The 15,389-nt window shown below is 60.0% G+C and carries 11 protein-coding genes; 2 read left to right on the forward strand and 9 right to left on the reverse strand.

Going from position 1 to position 15,389, the window contains the following annotated elements; genetic code table 11:
• Positions 1 to 2: 2 nt before the first annotated feature.
• Together B150_RS0112095 and B150_RS0112100 are read right to left on the reverse strand one after the other, a co-directional pair.
• A complete protein-coding gene (locus B150_RS0112095; RefSeq protein ID WP_020400194.1) occupies positions 3 to 380 on the reverse strand; it encodes a hypothetical protein in 378 nt (125 codons plus the stop codon).
• A gap of 272 nt (positions 381 to 652) precedes the next feature.
• On the reverse strand, positions 653 to 2,509 hold the full coding sequence (locus tag B150_RS0112100) for a tetratricopeptide repeat protein (RefSeq protein WP_020400195.1): 1,857 nt from the start codon (positions 2,507 to 2,509) through the stop codon (positions 653 to 655).
• Between the two features lie 284 nt (positions 2,510 to 2,793).
• Between B150_RS0112100 and B150_RS0112105 the strand changes: the two genes are divergently transcribed.
• Positions 2,794 to 3,603: a ferredoxin--NADP reductase gene (locus B150_RS0112105; RefSeq protein ID WP_020400196.1), complete on the forward strand. Its 810-nt coding sequence runs from the start codon at positions 2,794 to 2,796 to the stop codon at positions 3,601 to 3,603.
• A 6-nt stretch (positions 3,604 to 3,609) separates the two neighbouring features.
• Here the strand turns inward: B150_RS0112105 and B150_RS0112110 are convergent, their stop codons facing one another.
• The 6 genes from B150_RS0112110 to B150_RS0112135 form a co-directional block, all read right to left on the reverse strand.
• Positions 3,610 to 5,271, reverse strand: a complete 1,662-nt coding sequence (locus tag B150_RS0112110; protein WP_020400197.1) for a hypothetical protein — start codon at positions 5,269 to 5,271, stop codon at positions 3,610 to 3,612.
• Positions 5,272 to 5,414: 143 nt separating this feature from the next.
• Positions 5,415 to 5,975: a TMEM165/GDT1 family protein gene (locus B150_RS0112115; protein WP_020400198.1), complete on the reverse strand. Its 561-nt coding sequence runs from the start codon at positions 5,973 to 5,975 to the stop codon at positions 5,415 to 5,417.
• Between the two features lie 231 nt (positions 5,976 to 6,206).
• Entirely contained in the window at positions 6,207 to 7,598 is a 1,392-nt protein-coding gene (locus B150_RS0112120; RefSeq protein ID WP_020400199.1) for a P1 family peptidase, read from the reverse strand.
• 119 nt (positions 7,599 to 7,717) lie between these two features.
• Positions 7,718 to 8,686 carry a LysR substrate-binding domain-containing protein gene (locus B150_RS0112125; protein ID WP_020400200.1) on the reverse strand — a complete coding sequence of 323 codons (969 nt, stop codon included), beginning with the start codon at positions 8,684 to 8,686 and terminating at the stop codon, positions 7,718 to 7,720.
• A 109-nt stretch (positions 8,687 to 8,795) separates the two neighbouring features.
• On the reverse strand, positions 8,796 to 10,154 hold the full coding sequence (locus B150_RS0112130) for a peptide MFS transporter (RefSeq protein WP_020400201.1): 1,359 nt from the start codon (positions 10,152 to 10,154) through the stop codon (positions 8,796 to 8,798).
• 18 nt (positions 10,155 to 10,172) lie between these two features.
• Positions 10,173 to 11,318 (reverse strand): serine hydrolase domain-containing protein, encoded by a 1,146-nt coding sequence (locus B150_RS0112135; RefSeq protein WP_020400202.1) that lies wholly within the window; start codon positions 11,316 to 11,318, stop codon positions 10,173 to 10,175.
• Between the two features lie 313 nt (positions 11,319 to 11,631).
• Here B150_RS0112135 and B150_RS0112140 point away from each other — a divergent pair, with 313 nt between their 5' ends.
• Positions 11,632 to 13,746, forward strand: coding sequence for a TonB-dependent receptor (locus B150_RS0112140; RefSeq protein ID WP_020400203.1), 2,115 nt, complete (start codon positions 11,632 to 11,634; stop codon positions 13,744 to 13,746).
• A gap of 67 nt (positions 13,747 to 13,813) precedes the next feature.
• Here the strand turns inward: B150_RS0112140 and B150_RS22440 are convergent, their stop codons facing one another.
• Positions 13,814 to 15,385, reverse strand: coding sequence for an HAD-IB family hydrolase (locus tag B150_RS22440; RefSeq protein ID WP_020400204.1), 1,572 nt, complete (start codon positions 15,383 to 15,385; stop codon positions 13,814 to 13,816).
• Positions 15,386 to 15,389: the final 4 nt, after the last annotated feature.

The raw sequence follows: 15,389 nt of genomic DNA on the forward strand, positions 1-15,389 counted from the left end.
CCTCAATAGTAGCCGGAATTGTTGCGCATGGGTTTGGGCAGGCAGGGACGGCCGTTCAGGGTCGAATCCCAAGTGCCAAAAAGCGCAGGCGGGCGACCGTCCGAGAAGAAGGTGGCGTTATAGCCATTGCCGCCATTGGCCCAGTAAGGGCAGAAATTCACATATGGCCGGGTGCGGTAACCCTCGCCCAGTGCTCGCAGCGCGGCGCGGCGCTCCGCGAGGCACACGCTGTCATGGCCCACAAACCGGCCGTGCCGGTAGACGGCGCAGAGCTCATAATCGCCTTCCGACAGGTCTTGCGCATGTGCGGATTTCTGTGCGGGTGAAGGCCACACCGTAGCTGCTGCGAGTATCAGGAGTGACAATAGCGATTTTTTCATGGGCCTGCTCCCTTCCTGTTTGCTGCCGGGGGCGCGATCAGCGCCACCCGAAGGCGGCGCTGATGCTAGCAATGGCCTCCCCGTAAGGGGCGGTTTTGTGCCGGTTTGACCCACCAGACCTCCCCATCAAGGCTGGCGGCCGACAACGAAAACAAGGCTACTGCGATGCGAGCGGAAATGTCTTTCCCCGCGCTGTGAAACTTTCTGCCCATGCGCTGAAGAAATTATGACGAGTTATGACGAGCGCAGATTTCTGCGGCTCTCGGCCGGATTCAGCGGCCCATTTTTGGGTCGCGCACTGTGCGGAAAGTGCGCGGAATTTGTGCGAGATGTGTGCCGAACTTCGCGATGATGGCACGGGCCTCGATAATGGCCGGGTGTTTTTCAGGCAGGCTGGCGAGTAAAACGCTCAGGCACTGCCTCGCCTCGCGGAGGCCACGACCGTCATCCCCCTTACCGGCGGCGACACGCGCCAGCAGGCAATGGGCCTGACCGCGCCATGGGTGATCGTCGGCAAAGGTTGCGGCTAGTTTTGGTGCGGCCAGATCAAGCTCCGCTTGGGCGGCGTCCCAGTTGCCGAGGGCGAGTTCCACCCGCGCCCAGCGCAGATGGAAATGAACCGCTTTGGAGGCGCGATTATAAAGCAGGCGTTCGCCCGTTTTGCGCGCTTCCTTGAGGTATTGGTCAGCGGCGAGCCGATGATCGAGCTCGGCTTCCGCCAGCGCGAGTTCGGTGATGGTATAAAGTGTCCAGAGATGGTCTGACCCGATGGTGGCGCGCCAGCCAGCGAGGCGGGGCAGCAAAAGATCACGCGCTTGCACCCACTCATGCCGCCAGGCGTGCATTAGGGCGACGCTATAGCCGGGGGAAAGCGATTCGGGATGGTCGGGCCCGAGCGTGGCATTAAAAATACCCTGTGCCTTGGCCAGCACCTTCTGGCCGGTTTCAAAGTCACCGATATCAATCAGGAAATCACCATAGTCCGAATAGGCCCAGGCGGTGAGTGGGTGGGCATCGCCGTGGGTTTTGATCTGCAGCTCAAGGAGATCAAGGAAATCAGCTTGCGCCGCATCAAAATCAGCGAGTTTGCGCTCGCTGAGCGCGAGGAACCAATGCGCGTCAGCGCGGGTTTTGACACTGTTCTCGTCGGCGTCCGCTGTGGTGACAGGCCTGAGTATCTCGGTGGTGCGGGCATATTGACCATCTTCAAAGAGGGCTTTGGCGTAGGTCACCCGTGCAGGTGCCGTGGCAATGCCAGCAGCTTCCGCCGACGCCGTGGCGCTTTTGCAGGCATCAAGGGCCGCGCGCACATCCCCCGCGAGCCGGAGCTGTTGGCAGAGGCTGAGCTCCATCTCCGCTACATCGGCGAGGTGATCGCCGCCCAAGCCCGCATATAGGTCGCGCGCTTGGAACAAATGTTCGGCCGCGCGGGCGTATTCGCCCCAACCGCTGTAGGCATGGGCGACGGCATTATGGAGCTTGGCTGCCGCGCGTGGTGCGTGGTTGAACCGGTCCTCAATCGATTTGACGGTGCGTTCGACAAGCGTGCGGTCATTCAGCTCAAGCCGGTTGGTGCGGTAAGGGTTCGCGAGGCTGAGGATATCGTCCGCGACAAGGGAGGCGAGGGCTTCGGCGTCGGCCTCGGCTGCTGCCGCGCGGTTGCTGGCGCTTTGCGCCTGCCAGAGGCTGGCGGCAACAAGCACCGCTGCGATGATGGCCGCAAAGGGCTGCCAGCCGATGAGGCTTTTACGGTAATCCGGCACGCCGGGTGTGGGTTCCGCTGCAGCGTCCTCAAGCGGTGTGAAGCTCACTTCCGCCTGCAGCCGGTAGCCAAAACCGTGCACCGCTTTGATAAGGTCGCGCTCCTCCCCCATCAGCGTGCGCAGGCGACTGATGGCTTTCGCAAGCGTGTTTTCCGAGACAATGCGGCCCGGCCATGCGGCCGCGAGCAGGGTATCCTTGGAGACCGTTTCACCGGCCTGATGGGCAAGGGTACAGAGAATCAGGAAGCCGGCACGGTCAATGTCCGCGACCACGCCGTCCACGGTCACGGCACCTGTGCGCTCGTTCAATTCAATATTGGCGAAATGCCAGACCCCCGTCAGGCCTCCCGAGATGTCATTCTGCATCGGCTCTCAGCCTTTTGTGCGACTGCCCCCTTGACGGCAGCGCTCAAAGTTCCCAACTGTGCCTCACCACGAGTAGAGGATTGGTGAGTTTTGGTACCCTGTCAAGGTTTCGCAAGTTTCCCCAATAGCGCTCAAGCCGTGAAAGGCCCTTTTACACCAAAGGGTTATAAAAAGATAAATTAATACTTGCGAATGATTATTATTTGCAATACAACGCGGGCGACCGCGTCACCGGCGTGAGAGCGCTGGATCTACCAACTGTTGGTTTTTTTGAGGAGTATCCGATGAACCTGAACGTTAATCTGCAGGCGAAGCCCGTGTCGTCTAATGGGCCGACGCATGAGAAGGTTCTATCGGTGACCCATTGGACGGAAAACCTGTTTTCCTTCCGGATAACACGCCCGTCGGGCTTCCGCTTCCGCTCAGGCGAATTCGTTATGCTCGGTCTTGAAGTGAATGGCAAGCCTCTTTTGCGCGCTTATTCAATTGCAAGCCCGAACTGGGACGAAGAGCTCGAGTTTTTCTCGATCAAGGTGCCTGATGGCCCGCTCACCTCGCGCCTGCAGAAAATCGACGTTGGTGACACTGTGCTGCTGGGCCGCAAGCCGGTTGGTACACTCGTGCATGACGCACTGACGCCGGGCAAGAATCTCTATCTTCTCTCGACCGGTACGGGCTTTGCGCCGTTCGCAAGCATCATCCGCGACCCGGAGACGTTCGAGAAGTTCGAACATGTGATCGTGACCCACACCTGCCGCGAGACAGGTGAGCTGGCCTACAGCAAATTCATTGTTGATGAGCTGATGAACCATGAGTTCCTGGGTGAGATGGTGGAAGGCAAGCTGACCTATTTCGACAGCACCACGCGCGAGGAGCATGCGCGCATGGGCCGCATTACCAACCTCATTGAGAATGGTGAGCTCTTCAACGCTGTTGGCCTGCCGCCGTTTGACCCGGCGGTGGACCGGGCGATGATCTGTGGTTCGATGGACATGATTCGCGACACCAAGGCGCTGCTGGAAAAAGCTGGCCTCACCGAAGGCTCCAACGCGGCCCCGGCCGAGTTTGTGGTTGAAAAAGCCTTCGTGGGCTAAGCCCGATCAGGCAAGCCCAAGCTCGGTGAGGGTGTAGACAAGGATACGGCCGTCGAGACAACCGAACGCGACCCTGTCGCCCGCCATATCAAGCGAATAAACGACCGTTTCACACCCGTCCGGTGCGAAGCGGTCGATTTGTTTTATGAGCTCACCGCTTTCTGGGTGGACGAACCAGACCTCCCCGTTCAGGAAGGCGCAGGCGATGAGCGGCTTACTCGGGTGGAACGCCAGTATGCTCGCACCGCAGGGTGCGGCGTGACGCCACACATCCTCACCCCTATCCGGGCTGCGGCGGTAGAGGAAGCCGTGGTCTGGCTGCTTGGGTGACGGTGCGCCAAAATAAAGCCCTGCGATCACGATGGCAGGCCCGAAGCTGTCGCGCCCGTAACAGGTGGCAAGCTCCATCGCATGTTCGTCGCCGTCCAGAAGCGGCCAATGTTTGCTTTCCTTACCGTCCGCGTCCACGGAACAAAGATGTTTGCCCTTGTGGCTTTCCCGCGGTGTACCCTGAATGAAATACTGCCTGTCCGCCCCATCAAACCGCGCCCAGTGGTTGAAGCAGTCATAATTCCCGAGATCGAGGAAATTGAAGCCCGCGCCGGAGCCGGTGATAATCACATCCTTGCCGGCACCCTCCCGCCAGCCCACCTTGTCGCAGCGGCCCAATAGGGCGTTCTGCCCTGAGGCGGAGAACACATAGTCGTGGCTGAACGACCGCAGGGGTAGAAGCTCACCACCCGCAAGCTCATAAAGCTTGGACCCCTTGTAGGCAGCAGGGCTGTCGAGATCGTCGTCCAGTTCATGGTTACTGTGCACGAGGACCTGCGTGCCGGACACCAGAATCTGCACGCCCATTTCACCTGCGGCCTTGGGCATATGCCGGGCAATCGGGGACCCTTCAGCGTCAAATATATCCAGCAGGCAATCATCGTGCACAGCGGCAAGGGTGCCGTCCGGTAACCATTTGATATCCCAGATGGCGGAGCGCGATACAAACGGTGCACCGAAAGCCTGCGCAAGTTCCTGCTGCACCTTTTCCCGGTTTTGTGTCTCGGCGAGGGGTGCAAGCTCGGGTGCATCATCCGCAAGCGGTTCGGCACCCTCATAGGGCAGGTTAATAAGGTCGGCCAGCTTGGCATCGCCCGCGAGCACGCTAGCAATATGCTCGAGTTTGTCAGTGAGATAGGTTTTCCGAGGGTCGCGGCTGGGGTCCTCATTTGAGAACTGCTCATCGTGCCAGGGTCGGGTGATGATGCGCAGGCTTTCGCCACCATCTTCAAAGTCGCACCACATGACCTCGGGCACCGCGCGCCCGGCATTGGAGTTTTGGCCTGTTTGCCAGTTGAACAGCGTGAGCTCACCCATGAAGTCGGACCCGCCGTCATAGTCCCCGCCACCGATGGCAATCACCGGCTGCGTGGGATGGAAGGCGATATGGTGCGTGGGGAGGTGCAGGTCGCGCAGGACGGCAATAGGCTCAGCCACGCCTATGCGGTACAGCATGACAGCTTGATAAAGCGATTGCCCGCTATAGGATGCGCGCCCGTTCGGCCTGTCCAATTTGTCATAATAGCACGCGACCGCGAGCAGCGACCTGTCCGCGTTCCAGAAAACACCTGTGACATGACCAACCCCCGGCAGGGTCGTGGGCATAAAGCTTTGCATATTTTCCCCCATTCTGAACGTTACGCTCATAGCATGAAACGCCCATCGCACCGCCAATATTTGCGGCCAATTTGGGCGAAAGCGAGGCTATGGCACACAGGCTCGGTGTGACATGCTCCCACGCCCGCCCAAATGGAATAGCCTCAGAGGAACGCGGTGGCGATGGCCATCAGGAGGAAGAGCGCGCAGGCGGCGTAGCGCACATAGGCGAGGGGCACAAAGTCCATCGCTTTGCGGCCAAGGTAGATGACCGGTACGTTGGCCAGCATCATGCCTGCGGTGGTGCCAAGGGTCACCAGAAGTGCGCTCTCGTATTGGCCAGCCAGGATAACGGTTGCCACCTGTGTCTTGTCGCCAATCTCGGCGAGGAAAAAGAGCACAAGGGTCGCGAGGAATGGGCCATAGGCATAGAAGCGGGAGCTTTCCTCGTCGTCCTTATCCGGGATCAAAAGCCAAAGGCCGACGGCAAGGAAGGAGCCGGCCACAATCCAGGTGATCCAGCCTTCGGGGATAAAATCCACCAGCCACTGGCCGAGAAGGACGGACAGCCCGTGGTTGACAAGCGTGGCGATAAGAATGCCAAGGATGATTGAGCGCGCCGCATTGAAGCGGGCGGCAAGCACGAGGGTCAGCAGTTGGGTCTTGTCACCAATTTCGGCGAGGGCCACTGCGGCGGTGGGGATGATAAAAGCGTCGATTTCCATCACAAACTCCACGGCAGGACAAACGTTTCCAAAGGCAAACAGCCGCCGTCCTGCCATGGAAAGCGCCGTTTGCCTTAGGTCTCGCTGATGCCAATATGGAATGTGGCACGGACATGCCATGCACCTGTGGGTGCAAGTTTGTTGACATGCCCTCTCGGGTCGTAAGAGGTAGCTACTCCCCTAAGGTTGGCGGCTTGGTAGCACAGGCCGCCTGATTGCTCAAGTCTTGCGTTATTTGCGGGTGCCGTGCTGTTGCCAGTGGCCGGGGTTCAGCATCAGGCTGCCGTCTTCCTCGAAGTGGAAGGTAAGCGGGTAACGCCCCGGCACCATGAACTCCCGTGCGGAGACAGGCACAAGTTCGGTCGCTTCCTTGTGCGCAATGCCGAAGACAGTGCGTTCGCCGCTCGCTGTAGCATAGAGTTTGCCGTCTTTTGTGCTGATATTCAGGCTCGCAAACCGGCTGAATTCATAGTCGCCCGCGAAGCCCTTGAGGGCCGATGCATTATATTTCTGGTCCGGGTTTGGAGTGGCGGCTGCAGGCTGTTCCGGCACGGAGGCAAGCAGCGCATCCCACATCACTTCAGAGGCGATGACACCAAGGTCCGGCGACCAGAAGGCGGGCTTTTCAAGCTCCCCGGTGGAGACGGCGTAAAGCACGTCACCGTCAAACTGGGTCGCAAATGGCTGGATGCCGCGCCCCATGGAGGTGTGTACCTGCACCGCAAGGCGCTTGAGGTCCGCCGGGTCCATCTTCTGGTTCACCACAATCAGGCTGACGGTGGTGTTTTTGGCGCTTGCGGTCTCCTCAACTGCAGCCGTGCCGGTCTCGCGGCTTTCGGGGAAGCCCTGCATCAGCTTAGAGGTTTTCACCTCGCCGTCCGGCCATTTGTCAGACGTGTAGCAGGCGGCGACCTTTCCGTCCCGGTCGGTGATGACACCGTAAGGGTTCGCGATCACGAAGGCCGCAACCTTCAGGTCACCCACCTGTTTGAATGCGCCGCCCTGGCCTGAGAAAGCGTTGCAGCCAAAGAAGCCACCACTTTTGGCGAAACGGCCGGCGCCATATGCGCCAAGCGGGAAGGTGCCTGTTTTCGCAGCGCGGAAGGCCGCCTGCGCCAGCCGTTTATCTGGGTAAATCTCATTGAGGCGACGGGTGCCGAAGTCGAAGATGATCGAGCCCACAGACATGGCGATATTCACATCCTCGGTGAACACATTGCCGTCGCGCACGCCGTCATCCTTGAGCGCGGTGGCAACCGCTGTCACGGCCTCAAGCCCGTACCAGGAGCCACCTGCGAACACCACGGTGTCCAGTTCGGCATAGTTATAGCCAAGGTCCATATAGGGGGCGTTCACGGTGCCGGGGCCACCGCCCCGCACGTCCGCCGCCACCAGCACTTTCTTGTCAAACTGGAAGACGGTGACACCCGTGGGCCCAGCCTCATAGCTGCCGGTGCCAACCTTGAGGATCGGCCAGTCGTAGGAGAGCATGCGTACGCTTTCCGCATTGATGCTCATGGGCTCGTTTTGCTGGTCGTCGACCGCTGCGCTGCTGATGCTCAGGATTGCCGCGAGCGCAAGTGTGGAAAGGCCTGCCCCGATTGTGTGTGTCAGTCCCCGCATGGTTCGCTCCCCTTCTCTGATACAGGATCAATTGTTTGCCAGTTTCCGGCACCGGCACACGGCGCGCAAGATGCGTCATGGGTCGGGGCCGGTGCACGGCAGGCACCATGGCAATAGGCTCAGGGCAATTCCTTGGTGATGGCGGTATGGAGCCATGTGCGGAAACGGCGGATCGACGGCAGCTCCCACCGGTCAGCGCGCGCGAGGAACAGGTAATCACCGGGTGTCTTGCTTGCGAACGCAGGCTTGCCAGCGCCCACCTCCACCAGCCGTCCGGCTTTGAGGTCCTCGGCCGCCACCAGATGGTTGCTGAGCGCGATGCCGCGGCCATGGCGGGCGGCATCCATAGTGAGGTGCGCCTGCCACAACAGCGGCCCGCCAAGTTCACCGTCCTGTTTCACACCATGCGCGCTCAGCCAGTCCTGCCAGTAGGAAGCGTCTTCCTCATGCAGCAGTTGGTGCGCCAACAGGTCAGCGGGTTTTTCAAGTGCCGGGCTGCCCTTCAGGTAGTCGGGGCTTGCGACCGCAATGATCGGCAGCCGCGCGAGTTTGAGTTTGCGCACACCCTGCGGCACATGGAAGGCGGCACCGTATTGCGGCACAAAACGAATATCGATGTCGGCCTCATTGGCGACAAGGTCGGGGCTCACGTCCGTCGGGCGCACCTCGGTGCGCACACCGGGATAGGCGGCCTCGAACGCGCCAAGCCTGCCTGTCAGCCAGTGGAAGGCCAGGCCTGGCATGCACCAGATTTGCACCGGCTGGTTGTCGCTTCGTTTCATCATGTCGAGTGTGGCGTTGGCGAGCGCGTCAATCGCTTCCGCGATGCGCGCGTGATACTCGCGCCCCTCTGCGGTCAGCGCGATGCCCGTGGGCGTGCGCTCCACCAGTACCGCGCCGGTCCAGCTTTCAATGGTGCGAATGTGGCGGCTGATCACTGCGTGGTCACGCTCCAGCCCTTGGGCTGCCTTCCGGATACCGCCAAGCCGCGCGACAGCGTCAAATGCGCGCAGCGCCTCGAAGGGCGGCAGGGCTTTGCGGGAGGGCAGGTGCGGGCTTATGGCCGGTTTTTGGCTTGGGGCGGTCATATCTTTTCTGGCACCTCGTGAAAACTGATAACGACTATCAAGTGCAAGATACGATCTTGGCGGTGATCTCCCGTCGCTGTCAAGCGGTTGCCCTTAGTGAAAGGTGACATTAGTGCAGCCGGAGCACCACTTTGAAGGGCCGGTGCAACACAAGCACCAGCACTGCGGCAAGGCCCACAATCGCCCCGTGCATCAGCCAGAAGCCGGCGTCGGACATGGGTTCATAGAACCGGCCGAGCCATCCACTCGCGATACCGCCAAAGAAAAGTGAAAGATAGTAGGAACCGACCATCATGGCGTTCACGGCCTCAGGTGCTGCGGAGGATACAAGCGCGAGCATGATCGGCCCCACATATAGGTAGCCAACGGCGCAGATGAAATGGAACACCACGGGCCAGAACAGAGAGACCTGACCGCCGCCCGCAGCAAATTCACCAAGCGCCAGCCATACGCAAGCAAGGGTAAACATCGCGCAGCCGAGGATGACCTTCATCAGGTCGCCGGGTTCGGCTTTGCGGTCGCGCTGGCGTTTCCAGTACCACATCACAAAGGGGCCGAGTACCAGTACAGCGAGGCTGTCGAACGACTGGAACCATGTGACGGGGACAGTGAGGTCAAAGATCTCCCGGTCTACCCGGTCGCGAATCCACAAGGGGTAGGTGTTCCACACTTGTGTCTGCGCGGTCCAGAATAGCGCGGCGATGACAAAGAGCAGCAAGATAGCGGCGATGACCTTGCCGTCACCCTTCTGAAGCTTGGGCCTCGCAGTGCCTGCGTCTGCCATGGTATCAGGCGGCAGGAAATGCTGGCCGCGCAGGTAAATGACGATGCCGACCATCATGCCCACGCCCGCCGCGCCAAAGCCGTAGTGCCAGCCGTAAAGCTCGCCAAGCGTGCCGCAAATAAGCGGGGCGACAAAGGCGCCCACGTTGATCGACATGATGTAAAGCGAATAGGCGGTATCGCGGCGCTGATCGTCCTTTTTATAAAGCCGGCCCACTTGTGCGGCGAGGTTACCCTTGAGGAGGCCTGCGCCAAGAATGAGAGCCGAGAGCGCGAACAGGAACACCGCCTCAAACGCCATCAGGAAGTGACCAAGCGCCATGAGCGCCGCGCCGATTAGCACCGCCTTTTTCTGCCCCATCACCCGGTCGCCGATAAAGCCACCCAGCACGGGCATGAAATAGATGAGGCCGATATAAAGACCGAATATCTGGGTCGCGAGCGCTTGGGTGGACAAGGGGCCAAACACCGCCTCTAGAAGCGTGCGGAAACCCTCAAACGCAATCACCCCCTCAACTGCGCCGGGGTTCAGAAGGTGCCCGGCCATATAGAGCACCAGAAGCGCCTGCATACCGTAAAAGGAGAAACGCTCCCACGCCTCGGTGAAGACGATGTAGGCGAGCCCGCGTGGGTGACCGAAGATATCATCCTCGCGCCTCTCTGGTGCTGTCTGGTTTTGTTGCATTCTGTCCCCCCGGACTTGTTAGCCTATTGTTTTCACGACTGCGTTAAAAAAGTCATTATCCGGGATGACTTCGGAGCCAAGCGGCTTTGCCCGCGCGCTCCACACCACAATGAGGATACGCCGCGCCGGGTTGATATACATATATTGCCCGAAGATGCCGCGTGCGCTGAAACCGTCCTCGAACCCCGTACCCGCAGGCGCGCGCACCGGCCACCACATGAAGCCGTAATCAAGCGTTTGCCCGCCAATCTCGCGCGGGCTTCCGGCCTCCTTCACCCAGCCTTCCGTCAGGATGCGCTCCCCCGCGATGACGCCATCATTCATGATGAAATGGCCGAAGCGCGCATAGTCGCGGAGCGTAGCGGCAATACCGCTGCCGGCGACTTCAAGCCCGTCCGGCGCTTCAAGCCACCATGATGCATCCGACTCCATGCCAAGGCGTGACCATATCTTGCGGCTGAGATAATCCGACAGATATTCCCCCGTCGCGGCGCGCAACAGTTCTCCCACCACATGGGTCTCACCGGTGCTATAGTTCCAGTGCGTACCGGGCTCCGCCACCCGCTTGAGGCCGGACATATATTTGAGGATTTCACCGGGTTTTTGCGCGAGTTGAAGCTCAAGCACGGCGCGGCGTTCGGAATTCGGGTCGGTGTGGGTTTCGTCCCAGTGCGCGCCGGATGTCATCTGCAAGAGCTGTCTTATGCTCACACCGTCATAGGCACCGCCCTTCAGGATCGGCAGATACTTGCTCAAAGGGTCCTCAAGGCTATCAATAAAACCGTCCTGTATGGCGGCGCCCACAAGCGTGGTGCTGACCGACTTCGCCATCGACATGGACATCCAGCGTGTATCCGGCGTGTTGCCATACTCGTAGCGCTCAAGCGCGATGCGTTCATCCTTGGCGATCAGGAGGGCCGTCACCCGGTTGCGCGCCAGATAGTCATACAGGTCATAGTCGCCTTGGTCGGTCTCGATCGTCATGTCATCAAGCGGCAGGGCGCGTGTTGCCAGTTCGCTCACCGCGGTTGATGTTCCACGTGAAATGGTCCGGCTTGGGAACAGCTTGTCGATGTTCCGGAAGGTTTCAATCTGCTCCGTCGGGAACAGACGGCCCGAATAGGCATCGGTGGCGGAACCAATTTTTACCGCGCGGTCATTCATAGAGTGCTTCCCATTTCCTGTGGTCCTGATATCCCAAAGTCGACCCTAGCCGAAGCGCATGCAGCTTTGGCAGGTGCAAACGGGGCAATATGTGGTGCGTGCGTCGCACCAGCGTGCGGCAGCCGCGGATTCGCAGGCGCGGGCCGCAAGGTTTCCAGCCGTTTTCGGGCTGGTGACCCCTGCGCACCGTTCGTTGCACTATTGGCATCTGCCCCAAGGGCGGCGCGGCTGCTTACTCTGACAGCATGAGGAAATCCCGGCTCGTGCATCCTGATGGCAGGGTGTCGCCAGCCGGTCTCGGAGGGGAAACACGATGAAAAAATACAGCAAATATTATCTGGCTTCCCTGTCCACGCTGGCGCTTTTGCAGTCGCCCGTGTTGGCACAGGAGACAAGCGCAGACGCCACAGAGTTCACACTTGAAGAGATTGTGGTCACGGCGCAGAAACGCGAACAGCGGCTGATTGAAGTGCCGATGAGCATCACCGCCCTTGGCGGGACCGAGCTTGAGGAGCGCGGCATCGACAGCATTCAGGACCTGTCGTTCGCGGTGCCGGGCCTGACGATGCGTGAGGATGGTCCGGGTAGCTACCAGATCTTCCTGCGCGGTATCGCAAACGCCTATGGTGGCGGATCGCTCGTGAGCGTCTACCAGGACGAAGTGCCGATGAACCTGACGGGCTATGACGTGCTCCCGACCCGCACGCTTGATATCGCGCGTGTCGAGGTGCTGAAAGGCCCGCAGGGCACGCTCTATGGCCAAGGCGCGGTTGCAGGCACGGTGCGCTATATCACCAACGACCCTAACCTTGACGATTTTGAAGGCCATGTGGACGCGGCGCTGACATCTGTCGCAGGCGGCGAACTGGGCACAGAATTTACGGGCATCGCTAACGTGCCGCTTGTGCCCGGCAAGTTCGCCGTGCGCGTTGCCGCAACCGTGAAGAACGGTGGCGGGTGGCAGGACCAGCCCGAAGCCGGGATCGAGGACGGCAACGACGAGGAGCTCACGAACCTGCGCTTCAAGGCACTGTGGCGTCCCAATGAGGACTTCGAGCTGATGGCGACCTTTGTGTCCTATCATGCGGAATATGAGCTTGGGCAAGGTTACGAGCAGCCGGACCGCACGGTGTTTGTGGCCATCGATCCGTCCAAGGAACTGATCCCCAAAATCTGGGACTATGAGCTTTATAACCTGACCATGAGCTACAACCTCGGCGGTGTGGAGATCATGAGTTCCACAAGTTATGTGGACCAGTACCACCAGTACCCCTTCGCCTACCGTGGCGGTGAGGACACCATTTATCTGGGCCAGTATGAAGGCAATGACCTGCGCTATAACCCGGGCGAGCAGTTCACCCAGGAAGTGCGGCTGTCGTCCACCGGCGAAGGGCCGTTCCAGTGGACAGTTGGCGGTTTCTACCGCGACATGAAACGCTCGCTGACGGCATATTTCGAATATGACTATTTCGGCTTTGTGGTCACCGATCAGGAGTTCTTTTCCGAGAATACATCGAAGTCCTACGCCGCATTCGCCAACGCGTCCTATAAGCTGACGGACCGTCTGGAAGTAGGCGCAGGTGTGCGCTACTTCGAGGACAAGGGCTCTGAGACCAATGGTTTCGCGCCAACCGCGGTTACTGAGGAAGGCAAGTTTGACACGGTAAACCCGCGTTTCTACCTGTCCTACGCCATGACGGATGACCTTAATTTCTATGCGAGCGTGGCCAAAGGCTTCCGCAGCGGTGGGTTCAACACCGGTGGCAACCCGCCGTTTAACCCGGAATCGCTATGGTCCTATGAAGCGGGCCTGAAGGGCACGGCGCTTGACGGCGCGCTCTATTTCGACTTTGCCGCTTATTATACCGAATATAACGACATGCTGCGCCGGGGCCTCGTGTTCCTCGGGCCTGAGCTTGGGCTGCAGCAGCTTGTCTCGAACGTTGGTGCGGCTGAGGTGAAGGGCCTTGAAGCTTCCTTCTCCTGGCGGGCGACGGATGCGCTGACCTTCAGTGCTTCAGGTACGGTCATCGACGCTGAGGTTACGGAAATCACAGCTGACGATACGGCCAACATTGTCGGTGACCCCATCGACTATGTGCCAGACTTCAGCTTCACCCTTGGCGCAAACTATGACTTTATGTGGTCGGCGGATATGCCGGGCTTCTTCCGCGTGGATTATAGCTACAGGGATGAGATGCCCTATGTGGACCGCACCAGTTTCCCCGGTGACAATGTACCGCAATATTCCGACAGCATCGCGCTTCTTGATGCCCGCATTGGGCTGACAAGCGGCGCTGTCTCATTCGAGCTGTTCGCGCAGAACATCACCAATGTGAACAAGTGGATCGACCCCTACCACGAATGGAATAACGCCAACCGCACGCGTCCGCGCACCGTTGGCGTCAAGGTCGGGTTCGACTTCTAGACTTAAACACCTCCCGGTGTTTGTCCGCCATGTTACCGGCTCCAGCGGTGGCATGGCGGCTTTTTTGTTACCACTCCACAATCTTCATTTGCCGCACCACGGCCATCGAATGGGTCTTGATCCCGGGGCATACGACCACGGGTACATCTGCCCATTCAAGGAGCGGCATGTCGGTATGATGGTCGCTGTAGAAAGATACAAAGATGCGGTCGCGGGTGAGGCCTGAGGTGCCCAGAAGCGCGTCCCGCAATTGCAGGAATTTGTCATCACCGTAACAATTGGCACCGCTGAGCGCGACGGGTGCGCGCTCATCACCGGTGAAGGTGGTGCCGGTGCAAACCACACACTCAAAGCCCAGCGCGTTGGCGATGGCGTGCACATAAAGGTCAATCGCGGCGGTGGCGAGCACCATGGTGTCCCCTTCCATCCTGTGCATGGCGAGCGCAAGCTCCGCCCCGGGGCGCAGGCCTTTTGCAACCGTCTTTTGTGCGAACCTTGCGGATGCGGCCTCAATCTCCTGCTCGCTGAAGCCCTTGAAGGCAAGGGTGAGCATCCGGTTCTTGAGCTCAAGTCGGCTGATGCGTTTGGCTTTGTAGAGGATCATGTGGCGGAGCAGGCGCAGCATCAGCACGCTGCGCGCGACCATGCCTTTGCGGGTGGATAGCAGGAAGGGTGTGAACGTGCCGCGCTTGGTCAGGGTGCGGTCAAGGTCGAACACAGCAAAAGACTGGGTGCCGCTGCCGCCCCATTTTTGCGGGCCACGGGTATGTTTCATACGGTCCACAAGGATACGTTCGGCCGCCACAAAATCGCGCGGGCTGTCCACGTCCATCGCGGCTTCCGCCTCCTTCAGAAGATGAGCGTTGACCGGGCAACCAACCACTTTACCAGCGCGGGCAAAACCGTCCTTTAGCGACAGGCGGCGGAGCGCCATGCCCATAACCGTGCCCCAGCCAAACGCGCTCAGGATTTTCCACGGCTTTTTGCGGTGGCTTTCAGCGCGCTCCCAAAACCCGAGTACGTTGGTGGCAGCATCGCCGCGGAAATAGAACAGGTTCGCGCCTGAGACCGCCGCATCACGGAAGCGGTAGTAGGTGCGTTTGCTGGTGGGGTATTTGGCGCGGATGACATGGTCTGGCACGAGGCCGAGCGAAAGCCCGTCATGCCCTGCGGCGGCCATGATGAAATCGCTCAGTGCCTCGACGCTCAGAAGCGGATTGTCAGCGGTGGTGACAAGCGCGCCGCGGCCCTTGGGCACACAGTCGTAGGCCGCCTTCACGCTGCTACAGATGGTGGTGCGTGTGGGCACGTGGCGAAGCGGAATGCCTGCCGCCGCGTGGGTAAGCTCGGCCTCGCCCGTCAAGTCAGAATTGGAGCTGATGAGGATTTCCCCCACAAGGCCTGAGCGCGCGAGGGTCGCGACCACATGCGCGATCATCGGCTTGCCGGCAATGGGTGCCATGGCCTTGCCGTGAATGCCGCCTTGGGCACCAAGCATGTCCCGCTCCGGCCGTTCGCCGGCGAGTACGATGGCGCTGCTGAGGGCTGGCAGGAAGCCGGTGGAAACGCGCGCGTTGGCGACAGTTGCGCCCGCACCGATGGCGAGCTGGCTTTCTGTCAGGGTCAAGCCGTCATGCATGAAA

This window comes from Kordiimonas gwangyangensis DSM 19435 = JCM 12864 (assembly GCF_000375545.1).
Taxonomy (GTDB): Bacteria; Pseudomonadota; Alphaproteobacteria; order Sphingomonadales; family Kordiimonadaceae; genus Kordiimonas; species Kordiimonas gwangyangensis.

Coding starts and splice junctions, on each gene's coding strand:
- B150_RS0112125 (WP_020400200.1), bottom strand. CDS start 8,686: ATGACCGCCCCAAGCCAAAAACCGGCCATAAGCCCGCACCTGCCCTCC.
- B150_RS0112110 (WP_020400197.1), bottom strand. CDS start 5,271: ATGCAAAGCTTTATGCCCACGACCCTGCCGGGGGTTGGTCATGTCACA.
- B150_RS0112140 (WP_020400203.1), top strand. CDS start 11,632: ATGAAAAAATACAGCAAATATTATCTGGCTTCCCTGTCCACGCTGGCG.
- B150_RS22440 (WP_020400204.1), bottom strand. CDS start 15,385: ATGCATGACGGCTTGACCCTGACAGAAAGCCAGCTCGCCATCGGTGCG.
- B150_RS0112130 (WP_020400201.1), bottom strand. CDS start 10,154: ATGCAACAAAACCAGACAGCACCAGAGAGGCGCGAGGATGATATCTTC.
- B150_RS0112100 (WP_020400195.1), bottom strand. CDS start 2,509: ATGCAGAATGACATCTCGGGAGGCCTGACGGGGGTCTGGCATTTCGCC.
- B150_RS0112095 (WP_020400194.1), bottom strand. CDS start 380: ATGAAAAAATCGCTATTGTCACTCCTGATACTCGCAGCAGCTACGGTG.
- B150_RS0112105 (WP_020400196.1), top strand. CDS start 2,794: ATGAACCTGAACGTTAATCTGCAGGCGAAGCCCGTGTCGTCTAATGGG.
- B150_RS0112115 (WP_020400198.1), bottom strand. CDS start 5,975: ATGGAAATCGACGCTTTTATCATCCCCACCGCCGCAGTGGCCCTCGCC.
- B150_RS0112135 (WP_020400202.1), bottom strand. CDS start 11,318: ATGAATGACCGCGCGGTAAAAATTGGTTCCGCCACCGATGCCTATTCG.
- B150_RS0112120 (WP_020400199.1), bottom strand. CDS start 7,598: ATGCGGGGACTGACACACACAATCGGGGCAGGCCTTTCCACACTTGCG.